Here is a 19,029-nt window from a genome sequence, read left to right as displayed (position 1 = left end):
TTCATTTTTTTCAAAAAATATGATACCTTAGAACGTGTAGCCTACTAAGTACGTAGAACATAAAGGAGCGACGGAATGAACGTTGGTATTGATAAAATAAATTTTTATGTCCCCCCCTATTTTATAGATATGGTTGATCTAGCTCACGCCCGAGAGGTCGACCCAAATAAATTTACGATCGGGATCGGTCAAGATCAAATGGCGGTCAATAAAAAAACACAAGATATCGTCACCTTTGCCATGCATGCGGCAAAAGATATCCTCACAAAAGAAGATTTACAAGCAATTGATATGGTGATCGTCGGCACAGAATCCGGCATCGATGAATCAAAAGCTTCGGCAGTGGTTTTGCATCGCCTATTAGGTATCCAACCATTTGCCCGCTCCTTTGAAATCAAAGAAGCGTGTTATGGCGCAACAGCAGGCTTGCAGTTTGCTAAAGCCCACGTACAAGCCAATCCAAAAAGCAAAGTGTTGGTGGTGGCTTCAGATATCGCCCGTTATGGCTTAGCCTCCGGTGGAGAGCCAACTCAAGGCGTAGGTGCAGTTGCCATGTTGATCTCTGCAGATCCAGCGATTTTGCAGCTTGATAACGATAACTTGATGTTGACACAAGACATTTATGATTTTTGGCGTCCCGTTGGCCATCAATATCCAATGGTAGATGGCCACTTGTCAAATGCCGTTTATATCGATTCCTTCAAACAAGTTTGGCAAGCCCATTGCGAAAAAAATCAACGCACAGCAAAAGATTACGCTGCATTGAGCTTCCATATTCCTTATACAAAAATGGGTAAAAAAGCCTTGTTGGCTGTTTTTGCTGAAGAAGAAGAAACGCAACAAGAACGCCTGATGGCTCGCTATGAAGAATCGATCGTTTACAGCCGTCGTACCGGCAACTTGTATACGGGTTCATTGTACCTAGGCTTGATCTCTTTATTGGAAAATTCCTCCAGCTTGCAAGCCAATGATCGAATCGGATTATTTAGCTACGGCTCAGGAGCGGTTGCTGAATTTTTCAGCGGCATATTGGTACCTGGCTATGAAAAACAGTTAGCACAAGCGGCCCACCAAGCGTTACTCAATGACCGGCAAAAACTAACGATCGCTGAATACGAAGCGATGTTCAATGAGACCATCGATATTGATCAAGATCAATCCTTTGAGGATGATCTACTCTACAGCATTCGTGAAATCAAAAATACCATTCGTTATTATAAAGAAGAAAACGAGTGATCCTAAGAAAAACTTTGTTTATTTTCAAGCAAAAAAAGCTTGATAGAACAAAGTTTTTTCTTTTGTTCAATAAAATTGAAACAAATCTGCATTTTCAGTCTTTTTTCAGATTGTTATTCAAATATTTTCAGATAATTCAGGAAAAACATTTGACAGTCTGTTTTTTTTTGTCTATACTAAAATCAATTCAAGTTTGGAGGAACATTTATGTTAAAAAACGACCGTATCCCCACAACTGAATATCTTTTACTTTAGCTACTTTAGATAGTTTGTATTCATATCACATTATGGATGCAAACCCCAAAACAAGTTTTGTTTGTATCTATGATGGCTAAAGCATTTTAACTTGAACTTGCAGCCATGTAGAAAATCTTCTAAATGGTTGCCAATATACGTTCACGCTTAGTATAGGATCGAATCCATTTAGACGATTGTCTGAATGGATTTTTTTGTTCAGGTAAACCCCAATAAAAAAAAGAAACGTTTATAGGAGGAATTACAATGAAAATGAAAAAATGGATCACAACTGGGTTACTTACGGCTTCCTTGCTGGCATTAGCAGCTTGTGGCGAATCAAACAATGCTTCGGAGGAAAACGATGGAACAAAAACAGTCGGTGTTTTACAACTCGTGGAACACGGCTCCTTGAATGCCGCCTATGAAGGGTTCAAAGAAGGCTTAGCAGAAGCGGGCTACACAGAAGGTGAAAACCTGACGATCGAATACCAAAATGCCCAAAATAGCCAAGATAATTTAAAAAGTATGAGTGAACGCTTAGTGAATGCCGATCCTGATCTTCTATTAGGCATCGCTACCCCTGCTGCTGTTTCATTGGCAAATGAAACTACGGATATCCCAATCGTGGTTACTGCAGTTACTGACTTAGTTGGAGCAAAATTAGCAGATTCAAATGAAGAACCCGGTCGCAACATCACAGGTACTTCAGACATGGTGCCTATCGAGCAGCAGATCAATTTGCTGTTAAGTATCGTCCCTGACGCCAAAACGATTGGCATCATGTATAACGCAGGAGAAGCTAATTCAAAAATCCAAGCAGACTTGGCAGAAGAAGCCTTAAGAGCTGCTGGGGTTGATGTTAAAGTATTGACAGCCAATACAACCAATGACGTGCAGCAAGTGACCACTAGCCTGGCAAAAGACGTCGATGGCATTTATGTCCCAACAGACAATACTTTTGCCTCTGCTTCAGCAATCGTTGGTGAAGTGGCCAAAGAGACCAAAACACCGATCGTCGCAGGTTCCGTGGAACAAGTAGACGATGGCGCCCTAGCAACTTATGGTATTGACTATAAATCCCTTGGTATTCAAACAGGGAAACTAGCAGCGAAAATTTTGGATGGTGATGCACAACCAGCAACCACGCCTGTTGAAACAGCAGAAAATTTAGAGTTAGTCGTCAATGAAGAAATGGCTGCTGCTTTAGGAATTGATCCTGCCAGCATCACTGCTCCAGAATAACCATACTAATTTAGATTTGAGGAAAACATATGAATTTAGTCGACACATTCTTGCTCTTACTACAATCTGCCACCTCTCAAGGGATCCTTTGGGCATTGCTGGCGATCGGGGTATTTTTGACCTTCCGTATTCTGGATATTGCTGATTTAACTGCAGAAGGAAGTTTTCCCTTGGGTGCAGGGATCGCAGCAATCAGTATTACGAATGGCGTCTCCCCCATATTATCCAGCTTGATGGGCTTTGGCGGCGGCATGTTAGCTGGCTTGGTATCCGGACTACTGCATACAAAACTAAAGATCCCAGCCTTGTTGGCCGGGATCATCACGATGACTGGGCTTTATTCCATCACGAATCGTGTAATGGGTGCTCCCAACATTGCCCTATTAGGACAAGACACGGTCTTCACCCAATTTCAAGCAATGGGTCTAACCAAAAACAATGCCGTGATTCTTGCGGGCTTTCTCTTCGCAGCTGTCGTCATTTTGTGCTTGTTCCTCTTTTTCCGTACAGAGATTGGCTTAGCATTGCGAGCGACGGGCGACAATTTAGCTATGAGTGAAGCCAACGGTATCAACACCGATAACATGAAGATCATCGGTTACATGATCTCTAACGGCTGTATTGCCCTCTCAGGTGCTCTTTTAGCCCAAAACAACGGTTTTGCTGACCTAAACTCCGGAATCGGTACGATCGTCATCGGCTTGGCATCGATCATTATTGCAGAAGTTTTATTTGCCAATAAATCTTTGCTGTTACGGTTGATCACCATCGTGATCGGAGCGATCGTTTATCGCTTTATCCTGGCCGTCGTTTTCGAGTTCAATGTCGAAGCCAATGATATCAAACTGGCATCCGCAATCGTCTTAGTCATCTGCCTCTCGTTACCGCAGCTTCGTTCAAAACTAGGACTTAAAAAGATGCTGCCAAAAACCAAAGGAGGCCAATCCTAATGACTTCAGTCTTAACAATCGAAAATCTACACCAAACCTTTGAAAAAGGAACGATCAATGAGAACCATGTCTTGCGAGGCATTGACCTGATGATGAATGCCGGTGATTTTATTACGATCATCGGTGGCAATGGTGCCGGAAAATCGACCCTCTTAAACAGTATTGCAGGAACGATCCCAACAGAACAAGGAAAAATTACCTTAGATGGGAAAGACATCACCCGTTTATCCGTTACGAAACGTTCAAAGGATATTAGCCGAGTCTTTCAAGATCCACGTATGGGGACAGCCGTTCGTTTGACTGTTGAAGAAAACTTAGCACTGGCTTACAAACGTGGCCAAGTCCGAGGGTTTGCAACAGGCGTCAAAGCGAAAAACCGCGCGTTTTTCCAAGAGAAATTAGCCAGCCTAAACTTAGGCTTAGAAAATCGACTTTCTGCCGAGATCGGTTTGTTATCAGGCGGACAGCGTCAAGCGATTACCCTCTTGATGGCTACATTGCAACAACCCAAATTGATTTTATTAGATGAACATACCGCTGCCCTAGATCCAAAAACCTCGTTGACTGTCATGGCATTGACCGATCAATTGATTCGTTCACAACAGTTGACGGCCTTCATGGTTACTCATGATATGGAAGATGCCATTCGCTATGGCAATCGCCTGATCATGCTTCATCAAGGCAAGATCGTCGTGGACATTGCCGGTGAGCAAAAGCAACATTTAACAGTCCCTGAATTGATGGAAATGTTCCATCAAAATAGCGGTGCTGAATTAAAAGATGACCAACTGCTCCTACGCTCTTAACAAGCAAAAAGACACGTAGAAAGGAATCCCCTTCTACGTGTCTTTTTTGATTTTTCCAAGTGATTTGCAAAAGCCTCACTTTGCTTCATTTTCCGCAATGATATCTGTGACCTTCATCAAGCGGGTCAATGTTGCTCGTTCGTCTTCTGCCAGATTGCTTTCAATGTATTGAATGGTTTCCGTCAGTTTGGGAATCGTCATATACTCTAACGCATTGACTCTTCGTCTCGTCCGCTCGATCTCATTGGCCATCAGTTGACAGGTTTTCTCGATCTCTGCCAATTGCAGCATTACTGGCAGCATTTGGTCGAGATGAGACAATGAGAGATCCAGCTCACTGGTGGTACTTACAAAACCATAGGAAAAGTCATCATCAGAGCTTTCTTCTTCGTAAACAGGATTTAACACTGGCACATCCATATTCATGATGGTCCGACTTTGTACATCTAGGGTCACTTTATTTAAAGGGATCATAAATGCTTCTTGCAAAACGACATCGGGAATACTACTAGAAGCCAGCACATACTCTTCCATCCCTGATTGCAGCGCAGTTTCCATTTTTTTACGAAGTTCCTGGTTTTTCTTTACTAGCTGAATGAATTGGCGCACCAGCTCATCTTGCTTGTCTTTCAATAATTTGTGACCACGGGTTGCCGTCGTCAGCCGTTTTTTCAAACGACTTAGTTCCATCCGAGTTGGATTGACATTTAAGATCGCCATTAAGAACTCACATCCTCGTCCGTTGGGTAATAGGCGTCGATAAATTCTTCTTTGATACGGCTCAACTCTTGTTTTGGCAAGGTAGCTAATAGCTTCCAGCCTAAATCTAACGTTTCTTCAATCGTCCGGTTGGTTTCAAATCCCTGGTTGACATACTCTTTTTCGAAAAGATCAGCAAAACGCGCGTACTTTTTATCAAGATCAGACAAGGCAGACTCTCCTAAAACGATCGATAACTCTTTGGCAGCTTTCCCATCGGAATAGGCGGCATAAATTTGATTCATCGTTGCCGCATGATCGGCACGGGTCTTACCTTCTCCCGTTCCTTTGTCCTTCAACCGGGAAAGACTTGGCAAAATATCCACTGGCGGGTTGATATTGCGTTTGTAAAGGTCCCGCGACAAAATGATTTGTCCTTCCGTGATATAGCCGGTCAAATCAGGAATTGGGTGGGTTTTATCGCCATCAGGCATCGTTAAGATTGGAATCTGTGTGACCGAGCCTTCTTTGCCCATCAAACGTCCTGCACGTTCATACAGCGTCGCTAAATTGGTGTACAGATACCCTGGGTAGCCACGACGTCCTGGAACTTCTCGGCGAGCAGCGGAGATTTCTCGCAATGCTTCGCAATAGTTCGTCATATCGGTCATGATCACTAAAACGTGCATGCCTTTTTCAAAAGCCAGATATTCTGCTGCGGTCAATGCCATCTTAGGGGTAGCGATCCGTTCGATTGCCGGGTCATTGGCAAGGTTCATAAACAAAACAGAACGGTCTAACGCACCGGTTTTACGAAATTCATCTACGAAAAATTCTGCTTCTTCAAATGGAATTCCGATAGCTGCAAAGACGATCGCGAAATTACCTTCTTGGCTGGGTACGGTTGCTTGTCGCGCAATTTGAGCAGCGATCTCTTTATGAGGCAAACCGGAGGCGGAAAAGATTGGTAGTTTTTGTCCACGAACTAGGGTATTTAAATGATCGATAGTTGAGATTCCCGTTTGGATAAATTCATCCGGGAAGTCCCGTGCCATTGGATTGATAGCTTCACCATTTACATCGATGCGTTTTTCTGGCAAAATTCTAGGGCCATTATCTTTGGGTTTTCCTAAACCATCAAAAACTCGACCCATCATATCTAGAGAAACCCCCAAAGTCAAACCAGTTCCTAGAAATCTTGCTTTACTTTCTTCGGCACTCAAGTTGCTAGTACCTTCAAAAACTTGGACAACGGCATTGTCATCACTGACTTCCAGTACTTGTCCTTGACGGATCTCACCCGTGTCCATGCGGACTTCGACGAGTTCATCAAATTTAACGCCTCTGACGTTCTCAACCACCATTAAGGGGCCGGCGATTTCGGAAACTGTACGATATTCTTTTAACATCAATGAACACCTCCAGTTTCAATGATTCGTTGTAACATTTCTTTGATGTCATGCTTGATCGTATCCAAGCGGGTCAATTCTTCTTCAGGAATGTATTTGCTGCGAGCGATGCGCTCACGCAGATCAACCGTTCCTTTGGTGATCTCATCTAAGTAAGCACCTAGCTGCAGTGCACGTTGCGCTTGTTCATTAAAGTAAAGAATATTCTCTAACATTTTGAACTGCTTATTACGAGATGTATACGTGTCAACGTCATCAAAGGCGTTTTGCTGCAAGTAATCTTGTCTCAAAGAACGGGCTGTCATCATCGTCAAACGGTCTCTTTGAGAAAGAGAATCCATCCCTACCAATTGAACGATCTCTTCTAAACGGCTTTCTTCTTGGAGAATCGCCATTGATTCATTGACTAGCTCCGACCAGCGATCGCCTAATAATTGATCTAAATAAGAATTGATTTGATCTTCATAAAGGGAATAGGAATTCATCCAGTTGATGGAGGGAAAATGCCGTTTTTGCGCCAGCATGCTATCCAATGCCCAGAAAACTTTCACGATTCGTAAGGTATTTTGGGTGACTGGTTCTGAGATGTCTCCACCAGCTGGTGAAACCGCGCCAATTGCGGTAATGCTTCCTTCCCTAGGCTGCGTGCCTAATGAATGGAAACGCCCTGCTCGCTCATAGTATTCCGCAATTCGACTTCCAAGATAAGCCGGATAACCTTCATCTCCGGGAATCTCTTGCAATCGGCCACTCATTTCCCGCAGCGCTTCTGCCCAACGTGATGTTGAGTCTGCCATGATGGCCACACTATAGCCCATGTCACGGTAATATTCTGCAATCGTGATTCCTGTATAGATTGAGGCTTCCCGAGCAGCAACTGGCATATTCGACGTATTGGCGATCAAGACCGTTCGTTCCATGATCGACTTGCCGGTATTTGGGTCGATCAGTTCAGGAAATTCATTCATAACATCCCGCATTTCATTGCCTCGCTCGCCGCAGCCGACATAGACAACGATATCCACATCTGACCATTTAGCAATTTGGTGCTGAACGACCGTTTTTCCGGCACCAAATGGTCCGGGAACGGCAGCTGAGCCGCCTTTTGCTACTGGAAAATAGGTGTCGATGACTCGCTGTCCAGTGACCAACGGTTCGCCTGGATTTAATTTAGCAGTAACGGGACGTGGTTGACGAACTGGCCATTTCTGAACCATCGTCAAGGATTTTTCCCCCTCAATGGTTTCTAAAACACAGATCACTTCAGTAATCGCAAAATTCCCTACCATGATTTCTTTGACGGTTCCTTCATAGTTTGGTGGAACCATGATTTTATGCTCGATCACCGACGTTTCTTGTACTGAACCTAAAATGTCGCCGCCTTGTACGGTATCACCGACTTGTACTTGAGGGACAAAGGTCCATTTCTTTTGGCGATTCAGTGGATCGATGGTGACCCCTCGTTCCAAAAAATCACTTTCTGTTTGCGACATAAATGTATCTAATGGTCGTTGGATCCCATCAAACATCTGAGTCAACAAACCTGGTGCTAGTTCGACAGACAATGGTGCGCCTGTCGTTTCCACGGGTTCGCCTGGTCCGATTCCCGCTGTTTCTTCGTATACTTGGATCGAAACCAGCCCTTTTTTGATCTCAATGATCTCACCGATAAGGCCCTTGTCACTGACTTTGCAGATTTCATGGATTTTTGCGCCACTCAATCCTGAGGCGGTGACCAGTGGTCCCGATACTTTTTCAATTGTGCCAAATGCCACATTTATTCCTCCTAGCTGGCTGACTTGTCTGTTATGAATCTAAAATATTCATTCCTACCGCTTTTTCCACATTTTGCTGAATGCGTGCCATACCGATTCCTAGACTACCTGTACTACTTGGGATCGGAATGATTGCTGGTGTCGGTACTTCTTCATAGCGGCGAACGATCGGTTCTAATTGTTCGATCAGTCGCTCAGTCAAAAAGATCACCCCATAGGCTTCAGCCATTTCTTCTAGTTGTTGGGCGGCTTCATCCAAATCGCTGACTGGAAAGATGTCGATCCCCAGCCCTTTGAAAGGCAAGATCGAGTTCTTACCACCCATCATTGCTATTTTTTTATGCATAACTATCACGCACCCGACTTCTTAAAATCTCTTCCGGCACCTTATTGATTTTCCCAATCAAGAGAATTCGCAAGTTCTTGCTTTCAATTTCCTTGGCGTACAAGTACCCTGCCAATGCTGAAGGGCCAAAAGGAACAATTTTATGTTCTTTGAGCTTCGCCATCAGAAAATTGTCTTTGCGTATATCAAAGGTATTCAAGGTCTTCTTCTCTACCAACTCTTCATAGCTGTGATTGATCAGTTCTTTATAAGGAGTTCCTTGCAAATATGCCACAAATGCCTCAAGGGAAGTCGTGATCTCAGCTAACAGTTCTTTTGCAGGTAGGTTCCCATGATCGGCTAAAACTGCGCTGATAAAGCCGCGCTTGCGTTTCATCGCGTAACTGCGCAACGTTGTTGAAATGTTGAAGATATCGATCTGTCGACGAATCAAGCTTTGCAGCAGATCATCGTCGTATTCTTTGCCAATGGTCCACAATTGTTCCCAATAATGGTTATCAAAGATGATATCGATCGATTGGACCTCATGGTAGTTCTCAATATAAGAGAAGACTTCTTCCACACAATCAACCATCTCTTTGGCAACAAGATTGCTTTTTCTGGTCTTGACTAGATCCTTAAGGACAGAAAGCGGCTGGGTGCCGATTGGGACAAGGTATTCAGAAAAATCTTCCTGCATATACGCCGCTTTTACCAAGACTTTCAGATTTTGATAGTCATATTTCAAAGCAAAGAAATCAACGATCGCTTTTTCCGGTGTCAGCTGATACATCGTGTCGTATACCCGTTTCAACTCCGCCATCAACACATGTTCAAAGTCGTGTACACGATCATCCTCGTTGATGAAGTCACCATAAACCGTTTCTTGCAACATACTGTAGATTTCCTCTGCGCTAGCAGCCGAGAGCATCCGCTCATAGCGGCTGCGATCGAATAATTGCGATTCATACGTCCGAATTCTCGTATTTAAGGTATTGTATTTGATGTCATTCATCTGTTTGCACCTGCTTACTGTTCAAAAATCAATTGCAGTAACGTATTGCTTAACTCTTCTTTGTTGGCTTCTAGCAGCGCATCAAAAGTAAAATTCAACTCAATCGCTTCTTGTCGCAACAAAAAGCCGCCCTTACGAGGGATTGTTTTATTTACCAGTTTCAGCTGAACCTCTGGAACCGATGCTTGCAACTTAGTAAGGAGTTCCTCATCTACTAAATGGCGGGTCTTCTCACCTAAAAGCAACTCAACCTCACCAGTTAACCGTGCATTCGCCAAGCCTTTAGCGATAAACGCATAAAATGCTGCTTGATCCATTGTATTTAATCGAGTCAGAGCCTCAGAAAACAGCTCATCTAAGACAGACTGCTTTGCTGCCAAGACCTTGTTTCTTGATTGGATATGCACATCTGAGATTTCCAAATACATCGCCGCACGTTTTTCTTTTTCGTAGAAAGCTAGTCGTTCGTTCAGCTCTTTTTCTAATTGCGTTCGCTTTAAGTTTTCTTGATTTTCACTTTCTTTTTTTGCTTCTTTGATTTGCAACTGGTATTTCTTTTCCGCATCAGCGGTTATTTTGTCAGTTAAACGTGTAATATCAGACATTCACTTTCCCTCCTCTTAATTCAAGACAAGCAAGAAGGAAATTACGAACCCTAAAATACAATACGTTTCCATCATCGCTACTAAGATAATTCCTTTGGTCACATGTTCTGGTTTTTTGGCTAAAATCTGCATCGCAGCACTTGCGGCACGTCCTTGCCATTTTCCGGCTACGATTGCTGTTAATGCGATTGGCAGTGAAGCAATAAACAAGTACAATCCGCGATCGAATGAGAGCGAACCGCTGATCTGACCAAAGATCATAAAGGAAATTACGAACCCGTATAATCCCTGAGTACTAGACAGCAATTCCAAGATCAACGCTTGCCCGAATTTCTCTGGCTGCTCAGAGATCAAGCCTGACGCTGCTTCACTGGTCATCCCAACACCGATCGTTGATCCGATACCGCCGCAAATCGTTGCGGTCGCCACACCTAAAGCTGCAAAAACAATTCCACCATTTTCGTAAAAGAAACTAATCCAATTTTCCATTATTGTCCTCCTGTAACTTCTCTTCTGAGATGATCTCTACATAGTTTTCATTTGATTTGAAGGGGGCAAAAGCACGTCCGCCCCCCGTAAAGAATTTTCCAAAATACTCTAAATACTGCAAACGGATACCATGAACATACGCACTAAGGTAACTTAAGAAAATATTTAGGCCATGCAATGCCACAAATAATAAGATACCAACGGTAAACCGGGCTGCCGGCGGTAGGTAGCTGATGATCAAATTGAAGGCTGAGGCGATACTTCCGCCGGCAACCCCTAACGCCATCAGACGGGTGTAACTGATCAAGTCACCAACATAATTGGTCACATCCATCAATCCGTACAATCCAGAACCGATTTTTCCAGCTAAGGTCTTTCCTTCTAAACTGCCGCCGATCGCCACTGCTAAAAGACTGGCAGCGATCATCACGATCCCAATCGTTTGCAACGGTGTATCAGGGAAAAGCAGCATTCCTGCGGCAACAAAAACCACACTGATCAAAAAGACGATCCACGAACCGGCTTGGAACATCGCAGCCAGTTTCTGGTCTTTTTTCTTCCATAAAATATAAAATTTCAGCGCCAATCCAAACATGATCTGAATGTACCCAAAGATCACGGATAAGACTAAGATCTGATTGACATCATCCTGGGCAGACAACAGTTGGAATGAGAATTCAAATCCGAAGAAGTTGCCATAGATCAAGCCCCAGATAATCGTAGGGATCGAGCACAACTGAAAGAGGGTCAAATTTTGTTCCAGCCCTTTGCTGAGGTGAAACAGTTTTTTCCCCAGGAATGTCGCCAGAAACAAGAGCAACCCATAGCCAAAATCGGCAACCATCATCCCGAATGCCACCATATAAAAAGGCGCCATAAATGGTGTCGGATCTAACTCATCATATTGCGGCAAGCTGTACATCCGAACAAGTCCTTCAAAAGGTTTGATCCAACGTGCGTTTTCTAATAAAATCGGCACATCAGCGATCTCTTTTTCCGTCACTTCTTGGTATTCGAGGTAATAGTTACCTGTGGTTCCTTTTTTGATACGTTTTTCTAATTCGGTCGCCCCATCAACAGGAACCCAGCCAGAAATCGAGACCGCATGAGTTGAACGTAAAAGCATTTTATTGCTTTTTAAGCGGGTGATCGCTCCATCTAAATACTCGGCAACGATCCGCAACATTTCTTGCTCGTTTGTCATTGCGCGAAGAGCGGCTTTGATCTCTTTTTCTTCATCAATTAGACGTTGGGATTTTTCTTTCATCGTTTGCAGATCTTCTTCTGGAATGCCCTCATAAGGGTAGATGTATTGCTCAAAGGCTGCTTTCTTTAGAAGAGTAGTTACTTTTTCTTTTACATCTTTATGGAAAAGCACCAACAAGTAAGTTGTCGTTTGCGATTGATAAATGGTTTCGACATAGACAAGCGGCAGCTTTTCACTGTTGGTCGTAAAGTCAGCCATTTCAGAAGTAGGAATCGATCCTAACATGCCACCTGATTTTTTTAATTCTTTTAAAACAGCCGGCCGTTCTTTGAAGTACTTCCAGATCGACAGCTCTGCTTCTTGTGCTAATACATCGCGTTTTTCTTGATCAATCAAGCGAAGACGTTTGTCTTGTTTACGAAGGGTTTGGCATAATTCTTGCCAAGGATAGGTGTGGGCTGTTTCAGCCAATTCTTGAAGGGTATATTTTTTGATTGGTTGCCGCAGTTGTGCCAGCATTCCTTTTTTGGGTACATATTCTTCTAAAAAATTTAAGCTCCAGTTGACTTGACCAAACTGGTTCTCCATTTCTTCTTCAGACTGTTCCTCGCGAACCGGTGCCAAAACACCCGTCGTTTCTTCAGAATCATAATATTTTTCCGAAGAAAGCAGTTCTACGCCTTGAAAGTCTTGCAGCTGCTCTAAAACAGCTTCTTTCTGATCGTAAAAGGTCAACAGACTGAACTTTTGCATTTTTGCAATTGCCATTTATGTCACAACCTTATTTATTATTATTGCTAATGCTTCTTCTTTTAACTCATTAGGGATCGTTCTTAGTGTTTCTACTTCTGCTTTCGTTTTAGCCATGAGCGGTTCTTTTGATTGTACCAACTCAGCTGCGATTTTTTGATTGATTGCTTCTTTTTGTTGGGCCTCTTTTTCTGCCAACTCTTTTTTAAACGCCTTCAACCGTTCTTCGCGTGCTTGTGCCAATTGTTTTTTTTCTGCTTCTGCTTCTTTATTTTTATTTTCCGCAAATTGCTCTGCTTCTTGTAATAATCGAATGGCATCTACTGTCATTTTCTCACCTGCTTTCACTTTTTTTCCGCAAAAAAACCACTACAAATCAAGCATATGGCATTCGCTGATCGTAGGGTGTCAAAAATCAATAAGTGGCAAATACCTTCACCTATTTCCGTTTTCTAATATAACCGTAACATAAATCTAGCGATAGAACAAGGTTCCTAGCGTTTTTTTATAGTCTTTACATACAAAAGTCACAAAAATTACACATTTTCACAAAAAGAAATCCTTTTCAATTTAAAGTGGGTTAAATGAGGACAAAAAAGGAAGATTAGAAACAGAATTCCGTTTCAAATCTTCCTTTTATTTTTTTCTCTTCCATTTCTTAACTTTCATAATTTCAAAGCAAGTTGCCGTATTTTTAAATAACAAAGAACTGTCCTACTCACGAATAAACGGCATACTCATACAGCGGGGACCCCCACGTCCGCGAACCAATTCGCTGCCGGAGATCTCATTCAACTTAACGCCAGCCTCTTTTAACAGCCGGTTGGTAATGGTGTTGCGGTCATAGACCACGACCTCCCCTGGGGCGATCGCCAGTGTATTGGAGCCATCATTCCATTGCTCTCTAGCTGCTGCTGCCAAATCGTCGCCACCACAGCGGATCAGGAGCACTTCAGGCAGATCTAAATAACGACAAAGAATATTTTCCAATGTATCTTTTTCCTCAAATACCCGAACACTGTCCTTGTGTTTAGTGATTGAATACAGCGAAAGTTCTCCCTCGATTTCTGGATGGATCGTGAACTTATCATGATCCACCATCGTAAAGACCGTATCTAAGTGCATAAATTTTCGTTCTTCACCAATATTAAAGGCCAAGATATGTTCAAAACTCGGTTCTGTGGCAAAAATCGTTTCGGCAATTTTTTCGATTGAGGCAACTTCGGTTCGTTGAGAAATCCCGATCGCTACGATTTTATCAGATAAAATCAGTTGATCGCCGCCTTCCATCCGCGTCGTTTCGTCCCGATGATACAAAAAGTTCGTCTCATTGCGGGCAAACATCGGGTGGTGCGTGAAAATTTGTTTTCCGTAGAGGGTTTCCCGTCTTCTCGTTGCAGAATACATTCGATTCAAGGAAACACTATGACCAATCGTTGCAAACGGATCTCGCGTGAAATACAAGTTTGGCATCGGATCGATCAAGAAAGGATATTCTGTTTCAACGATTGCCGTTAAGTTACTGGCTTTTGAAATTTCTACCTCACTTTTTTTCAAGCCCGCCATCGTATGATCGATAAAGGCGCGATTATCTTCGATCGAAAGGAAAAAATTGCGCACTTCGTTGCGAATCTCTTCATCAAGGATCGTAGTTTCATTTAAATAGTCTTCTAAAAAGGCCTCTTTGGCACCAGTTGTTGTCAATGTTTCAGCAGCTAGATCCTCCAAATAAAAAACTTCCACTCCTCTGTTTCTTAACGTCTCGGCAAAAAAATCATGCTCTTTTTGCGCTTGGTCTAGAAAGGGAATATCATCGAACAACAAGCGATCAAGATAATCCGGCATCAAGTTTTCCAATTCTGCTCCTGGACGATGCAAAAGCACCCGCTTTAAAGGGGCAATCTCAGAAAAGATTTGTATTGGCTGGTTCATGGACGTGTCTCTCCTTTTTCGCATTTTTTGTAGAATAACTTATGTCATTCCTTTTTCATGACTTCTCATCACATAATTATTCATTTCTTTGTCTCATAGTGTTCTTCTGCTAATGTTTAAAAGTTTTTTAGATCTGTTGGTTATAAACATGCAATTTTTTATAAAGAAACGATCAATAAAAAAAACAACTAATTAGAGAGATAAAGTTTAGATGTTTTAATTTACCGCCTTTTTCAATTGTATATTTTTGTTAAAAAAACAGCAAGACAAAAGAACTGTTGGCCGATAGACGCTGCTCTGAAAAAGGATTGAACTATCTTTGTTTTTTTGGATCATTTCATGTTTGTTTAATGATAACGCTATCAAAAGCATGATTGTTTGATATGATTCAAGTAGCTTGTTACTAGCGAAACGTCTATAAAGGAGCGATTTGATGAAAACGCAACGTCATCTTTACTATGGTGCCGACTACAATCCTGAACAATGGTCTAAAGAAGTCATTCTTGAAGATATGCGTTTAATGAAAGAAGCAGGTGTGAACTATGTGAGTATCAATATTTTTGGCTGGGTCAATCTACAACCAGATGAATCCACCTATGATTTTGACTTTCTGGACTGGTTGATGGATCTTTTATATAAAAACAATGTCATGATCGACCTAGCCAATGGTACAGCTTCTCCACCGGCTTGGCTTGTTCAAAAACATCCTGAGATGCTGCCTGTGACCATTCATGGCAATCGACTGGTTCATGGGGCGCGCCAGCACTACTGTCCGACTTCCCCTATCTATCGTCAATATGCCGCCGATTTGTCTGAAGCAGTCGCAAAACGTTATGCTAATCATCCAGGGCTGGTCATGTGGCATATCAATAATGAATATACCTGTCACATCCACGAGTGTTATTGCGATCATTGTCGGAAAAGATTTCAGACATGGTTAGCAGAGAAGTATCAGACGATCGCTGGATTGAATGATGCTTGGTCAACCAAGTTTTGGAGTCAATCCTATGGCAGCTGGGGGGAAATTTTTTTACCTGAGGCAATGCCAACCTTCAAAAATCCTGCGCAGCAATTAGACTATCGTCGGTTTCTTTCCGACATGAATCTGGAACTTTATCAACTCGAAAAGGCGGCGATTGCAAAATATTCGCAAGGCATCCCTTATATGACCAATCTTATGGGCTTACACAAATACGTGGATGGATTTAAATGGGCCCCTGAAATGGATGTGGTCAGTTGGAATTCGTATCCGAATCCCTTTGAAAAAATTCCTTACCCGCAATTTCTTGCTAACGATTTAACCCGCAGCTTGAAGAAAAAGCCTTTCTTGATCATGGAGCAAGCCACCAGCGCCGTTAATTGGCGGCAAATTAATGGGGCAAAAACACCCAACCAGTTGCGTCTTTGGAGTTATGAAGCGCTCGCTCATGGCGCTGATGGTATCATGTTCTTCCAATGGCGACAGTCTCGTGGCGGTGCGGAAAAATTCCATAGTGCGATGGTGTCTCACGGAGATCCTCAGTCAAGCCGTATCTTTCGTGAATGTGCACAATTAGGCAACGAATTTTCGCAACTGTCGGAAATCGTTGGGACGCGCTTCTTGGCTGATGTCGCGGTTGTCTTCGACTGGGAAAATTGGTGGGCGCTGGAATTGGATGCCAAACCAAGCACCTTAAAGTACATTCATCAGTTACGCAGCCTGTATGCCGCGCTAAGGGCGTTAAATCTGAGCGTAGACTTTGTCCATCCTTCCGAATCCCTAGACGGCTATCCTTTAGTGATCGCTCCGAATCTCTATTCAGCACCCGAAGCCTTCGGCAAGAAGATCCATGATTACGTGCAACAAGGCGGCATCTTCTTGACGAATTTCTTTAGTGGGATCGTCAATGAATATGACCAAGTCTATCTTGGGGGCTATCCAGGACTGTTTAGAGACACCTTAGGGATCTTTGTAGAAGAGTTTTCCCCAATGAAAGCCGCTTCCTACCATCAGATTGACTTTCAAGGTCGTCGGTACGACAATTCCCTCTGGGAGGAAGTTATCCATCTAAATGGTGCTGAAGCTTTAGCAACCTTCCAATCCGGTTTTTTATCCGATAAGCCGGCCATTACTATGAATCAAATCGATGATGGGTATGCGTATTACCTGGGAACAGAATTGTCTCTTGATGGGGTGACCACATTTTTAGCGACCATTTTAGAAAAATACAAAATAACGACTCATGCCCAGCACTTCTTGGCTGCTCCTACTGGAGTCTCTGTTACCTGCCGCAAAGGTGATGGCTATACACTCGTCTTTCTCTTAAACCACACCGAGCAGACAACAGAAGTGAAGCTGAAAGCCGCTGGAGTAGACCTTCTTACCAAAGAAACCAAACAATTGGCAGTTCTGAAACCAAAAGAAGTCGCAGTTCTTAAGTATATTGATTGATCTAAGGAAAGAACCTCCATGAAGCGATCGCTTCATGGAGGTTCTTTTTATAGTCGTTACTAGATTCAAGAAGATTCATTAGACAAACGATAGGCATTTTCTAAACAAGAGGCTATCTTTTGTCTTAGCTTTCCATCTCTTTTTTCTGAATAGTGATACTCTGGATTACTCCAATGGGATTTGTCATACAGCCAAACAGGCATTTTTTTCGCTTCGTCGGTTTCCCATTCATAACGAGGAAAAAGATGTGCATGAAGAAAGTTATCGGTATTTCCTAATAGTTCATAATTGATTCTTAATGGAGAACAAGCCTGTATTATAGCATCTCCTAAAAGAGTCATATCAGTTAAGAAAACCTGTCGCTCATTTAAATCTAGATCATTTAAAGAAGCCACCTCTCTTTTAGGTAATAATACACAATATCCAGGAAGAAATTGGACATCGCCATAAACAGCAAAACTGCTTCAATTTGATCCCCCCTCTTTCCTGTTCCTTGCAGCTATTCATGTAAAAACTATAAAAGATTAAGGGAAGGCTTTCAATAGTAACAAAACAAAAAAAATCTTTGCTATATGAGTTGTCCTCCAAAATCGTATTTGTAGACTTTTATAAACAAAAAAATGTATCAATCTTATAAAAGACTGATACATCAATGATACCGGCGGCCGGGGTCGAACCGGCACGCCCTCAACGGGCACTGGATTTTGAGTCCAGCGCGTCTGCCAATTCCGCCACGCCGGCATGTTGAAAGGTTAGTATTTAGTACTAAGGCGGTAACCGGATTTGAACCGGTGATGAAGGTTTTGCAGACCTCTGCCTTACCACTTGGCTATACCGCCATTATACTATTGTTGCAATCTACAATCAAGTGAAGATTGTACTGGGGTAGCTGGATTCGAACCAACGCATGACGGAGTCAAAGTCCGTTGCCTTACCGCTTGGCTATACCCCAAAAATGAAAGGGCGAGTGATGGGAATCGAACCCACGAATGCCGGAGCCACAATCCGGTGCGTTAACCACTTCGCCACACCCGCCGTGATAAGAAACTGTTAAATATATAATGGCAGGGGCAGCAGGAATTGAACCCACACTAACGGTTTTGGAGACCGCTGTTCTACCTTTAAACTATGCCCCTATGAATGGAGGAGAGTGGATTCGAACCACTGAACCCTAAGGAACGGATTTACAGTCCGTCGCGTTTAGCCACTTCGCTACTCCTCCATGGTGGCGCGGGACAGAATCGAACTGCCGACACATGGAGCTTCAATCCATTGCTCTACCAACTGAGCTACCGAGCCATATAAGAAAATATAAGTTTTACAAAATTAATGAAACGGTCTGGACGGGACTCGAACCCGCGACCTCCTGCGTGACAGGCAGGCATTCTAACCAACTGAACTACCAAACCGTAATGGGGGTTAACGGGATCGAACCGCTGACCCTCTGCTTGTAAGGCAGATGCTCTCCCAGCTGAGCTAAACCCCCGAAGGTTGTTCATTAAATTGTAATGATCCGTACGGGATTCGAACCCGTGTTACCGCCGTGAAAGGGCGGTGTCTTAACCACTTGACCAACGGACCTAAGTTTAAAACGGAGAAACGGAGAGTAAGGGATTCGAACCCTTGAGACAGCGATAGCCATCTACATGATTTCCAATCATGCTCCTTCGGCCACTCGGACAACTCTCCAGCCTAAAAGAAGCTCATTACTCTTGCTTGTTTTCTCTTATTAGAGAACTCCGGCAGTAGGACTCGAACCTACGACATCATGATTAACAGTCATGCGCTACTACCAACTGAGCTATGCCGGAAAAAATGAAATGCGTGGCGACGTCCTACTCTCACAAAGGGAAACCCTTCACTACAATCGGCGCTAAGAAGCTTAACTTCTGTGTTCGGCATGGTTACAGGTGTATCCTTC

At 43.1% G+C, this 19,029-nt stretch carries 15 protein-coding genes, 12 tRNA genes, 1 rRNA gene and 1 pseudogene; 5 read left to right on the top strand and 24 right to left on the bottom strand.

Annotated features, from left to right (window positions below; all coding sequences use genetic code 11):
• The first annotated feature begins 75 nt into the window (after nucleotides 1–75).
• The 4 genes from FJU10_RS05930 (at nucleotide 76) to FJU10_RS05915 (ending at nucleotide 4,471) form a co-directional block, all read left to right on the top strand.
• On the top strand, nucleotides 76–1,236 hold the full coding sequence (locus FJU10_RS05930; RefSeq protein WP_096742407.1) for a hydroxymethylglutaryl-CoA synthase: 1,161 nt from the start codon (nucleotides 76–78) through the stop codon (nucleotides 1,234–1,236).
• Nucleotides 1,237–1,737: 501 nt separating this feature from the next.
• Nucleotides 1,738–2,715 carry an ABC transporter substrate-binding protein gene (locus tag FJU10_RS05925; protein ID WP_081118802.1) on the top strand — a complete coding sequence of 326 codons (978 nt, stop codon included), beginning with the start codon at nucleotides 1,738–1,740 and terminating at the stop codon, nucleotides 2,713–2,715.
• 29 nt (nucleotides 2,716–2,744) lie between these two features.
• Entirely contained in the window at nucleotides 2,745–3,665 is a 921-nt protein-coding gene (locus FJU10_RS05920; RefSeq protein WP_140965390.1) for an ABC transporter permease, read from the top strand.
• Nucleotides 3,665–4,471: an ABC transporter ATP-binding protein gene (locus FJU10_RS05915; protein ID WP_140965389.1), complete on the top strand. Its 807-nt coding sequence runs from the start codon at nucleotides 3,665–3,667 to the stop codon at nucleotides 4,469–4,471. The genes FJU10_RS05920 and FJU10_RS05915 overlap by 1 nt, the downstream gene beginning before the upstream one ends.
• A 75-nt stretch (nucleotides 4,472–4,546) precedes the next feature.
• On the opposite strand, the gene FJU10_RS05910 is transcribed toward FJU10_RS05915, so the two are convergent.
• From FJU10_RS05910 to arcA, 10 genes are all read right to left on the bottom strand, one after another.
• Nucleotides 4,547–5,191, bottom strand: coding sequence for a V-type ATP synthase subunit D (locus tag FJU10_RS05910; RefSeq protein WP_140965388.1), 645 nt, complete (start codon nucleotides 5,189–5,191; stop codon nucleotides 4,547–4,549).
• Nucleotides 5,191–6,579, bottom strand: coding sequence for a V-type ATP synthase subunit B (locus FJU10_RS05905; RefSeq protein ID WP_005237151.1), 1,389 nt, complete (start codon nucleotides 6,577–6,579; stop codon nucleotides 5,191–5,193). Before FJU10_RS05905 ends, FJU10_RS05910 begins: the two co-directional genes overlap by 1 nt.
• Entirely contained in the window at nucleotides 6,579–8,354 is a 1,776-nt protein-coding gene (locus tag FJU10_RS05900; RefSeq protein ID WP_081118803.1) for a V-type ATP synthase subunit A, read from the bottom strand. Before FJU10_RS05900 ends, FJU10_RS05905 begins: the two co-directional genes overlap by 1 nt.
• A 31-nt stretch (nucleotides 8,355–8,385) precedes the next feature.
• A complete protein-coding gene (locus FJU10_RS05895; RefSeq protein WP_005229240.1) occupies nucleotides 8,386–8,700 on the bottom strand; it encodes a V-type ATP synthase subunit F in 315 nt (104 codons plus the stop codon).
• Nucleotides 8,693–9,694 (bottom strand): V-type ATP synthase subunit C, encoded by a 1,002-nt coding sequence (locus FJU10_RS05890; protein WP_140965387.1) that lies wholly within the window; start codon nucleotides 9,692–9,694, stop codon nucleotides 8,693–8,695. The genes FJU10_RS05895 and FJU10_RS05890 overlap by 8 nt, the downstream gene beginning before the upstream one ends.
• A 14-nt stretch (nucleotides 9,695–9,708) precedes the next feature.
• Nucleotides 9,709–10,299, bottom strand: coding sequence for a V-type ATP synthase subunit E (locus tag FJU10_RS05885; protein ID WP_086292904.1), 591 nt, complete (start codon nucleotides 10,297–10,299; stop codon nucleotides 9,709–9,711).
• A 15-nt stretch (nucleotides 10,300–10,314) separates the two neighbouring features.
• Nucleotides 10,315–10,788 carry a V-type ATP synthase subunit K gene (locus FJU10_RS05880; protein ID WP_005237160.1) on the bottom strand — a complete coding sequence of 158 codons (474 nt, stop codon included), beginning with the start codon at nucleotides 10,786–10,788 and terminating at the stop codon, nucleotides 10,315–10,317.
• Nucleotides 10,772–12,763 carry a V-type ATP synthase subunit I gene (locus tag FJU10_RS05875; protein WP_140965386.1) on the bottom strand — a complete coding sequence of 664 codons (1,992 nt, stop codon included), beginning with the start codon at nucleotides 12,761–12,763 and terminating at the stop codon, nucleotides 10,772–10,774. The genes FJU10_RS05880 and FJU10_RS05875 overlap by 17 nt, the downstream gene beginning before the upstream one ends.
• Nucleotides 12,764–13,075 carry a hypothetical protein gene (locus FJU10_RS05870; RefSeq protein WP_081118806.1) on the bottom strand — a complete coding sequence of 104 codons (312 nt, stop codon included), beginning with the start codon at nucleotides 13,073–13,075 and terminating at the stop codon, nucleotides 12,764–12,766.
• 384 nt (nucleotides 13,076–13,459) lie between these two features.
• Complete coding sequence (gene arcA / locus FJU10_RS05865) at nucleotides 13,460–14,677, bottom strand: arginine deiminase (protein ID WP_140965385.1); 1,218 nt, start codon at nucleotides 14,675–14,677, stop codon at nucleotides 13,460–13,462.
• A gap of 433 nt (nucleotides 14,678–15,110) precedes the next feature.
• On the opposite strand from arcA, the gene FJU10_RS05860 reads away from it, so the two are divergent.
• Nucleotides 15,111–17,108 (top strand): beta-galactosidase, encoded by a 1,998-nt coding sequence (locus FJU10_RS05860; RefSeq protein WP_140965384.1) that lies wholly within the window; start codon nucleotides 15,111–15,113, stop codon nucleotides 17,106–17,108.
• Between the two features lie 65 nt (nucleotides 17,109–17,173).
• On the opposite strand, the pseudogene FJU10_RS05855 reads toward FJU10_RS05860, so the two are convergent.
• The 14 genes and pseudogenes from FJU10_RS05855 to rrf all read right to left on the bottom strand — a co-directional run.
• Nucleotides 17,174–17,615, bottom strand: a pseudogene (locus FJU10_RS05855) (HIT family protein).
• 149 nt (nucleotides 17,616–17,764) lie between these two features.
• Nucleotides 17,765–17,849 (bottom strand) — tRNA-Leu (locus tag FJU10_RS05850).
• 27 nt (nucleotides 17,850–17,876) lie between these two features.
• Nucleotides 17,877–17,947, bottom strand: a tRNA-Cys gene (locus tag FJU10_RS05845).
• Between the two features lie 41 nt (nucleotides 17,948–17,988).
• A tRNA-Gln gene (locus FJU10_RS05840) sits at nucleotides 17,989–18,060 on the bottom strand.
• Between the two features lie 10 nt (nucleotides 18,061–18,070).
• Nucleotides 18,071–18,143: transfer RNA gene (locus tag FJU10_RS05835), tRNA-His, on the bottom strand.
• A gap of 27 nt (nucleotides 18,144–18,170) precedes the next feature.
• Nucleotides 18,171–18,244: transfer RNA gene (locus FJU10_RS05830), tRNA-Trp, on the bottom strand.
• Nucleotides 18,245–18,249: 5 nt separating this feature from the next.
• A tRNA-Tyr gene (locus FJU10_RS05825) sits at nucleotides 18,250–18,330 on the bottom strand.
• A 1-nt stretch (nucleotide 18,331) separates the two neighbouring features.
• A tRNA-Phe gene (locus tag FJU10_RS05820) sits at nucleotides 18,332–18,407 on the bottom strand.
• A 36-nt stretch (nucleotides 18,408–18,443) separates the two neighbouring features.
• A tRNA-Asp gene (locus FJU10_RS05815) sits at nucleotides 18,444–18,517 on the bottom strand.
• 4 nt (nucleotides 18,518–18,521) lie between these two features.
• A tRNA-Val gene (locus tag FJU10_RS05810) sits at nucleotides 18,522–18,594 on the bottom strand.
• 23 nt (nucleotides 18,595–18,617) lie between these two features.
• Nucleotides 18,618–18,689 (bottom strand) — tRNA-Glu (locus FJU10_RS05805).
• A gap of 19 nt (nucleotides 18,690–18,708) precedes the next feature.
• Nucleotides 18,709–18,797, bottom strand: a tRNA-Ser gene (locus tag FJU10_RS05800).
• A gap of 48 nt (nucleotides 18,798–18,845) precedes the next feature.
• Nucleotides 18,846–18,919 (bottom strand) — tRNA-Asn (locus tag FJU10_RS05795).
• An 11-nt stretch (nucleotides 18,920–18,930) separates the two neighbouring features.
• Nucleotides 18,931–19,029 (bottom strand): 5S ribosomal RNA (rrf, locus tag FJU10_RS05790); the annotation flags it as partial.

The organism is Enterococcus sp. OL5 (assembly GCF_006491895.1).
Classification (GTDB): Bacteria; Bacillota; Bacilli; order Lactobacillales; family Enterococcaceae; genus Enterococcus_D; species Enterococcus_D innesii.
This window is presented reverse-complemented; position numbering and strand designations above follow the sequence as displayed.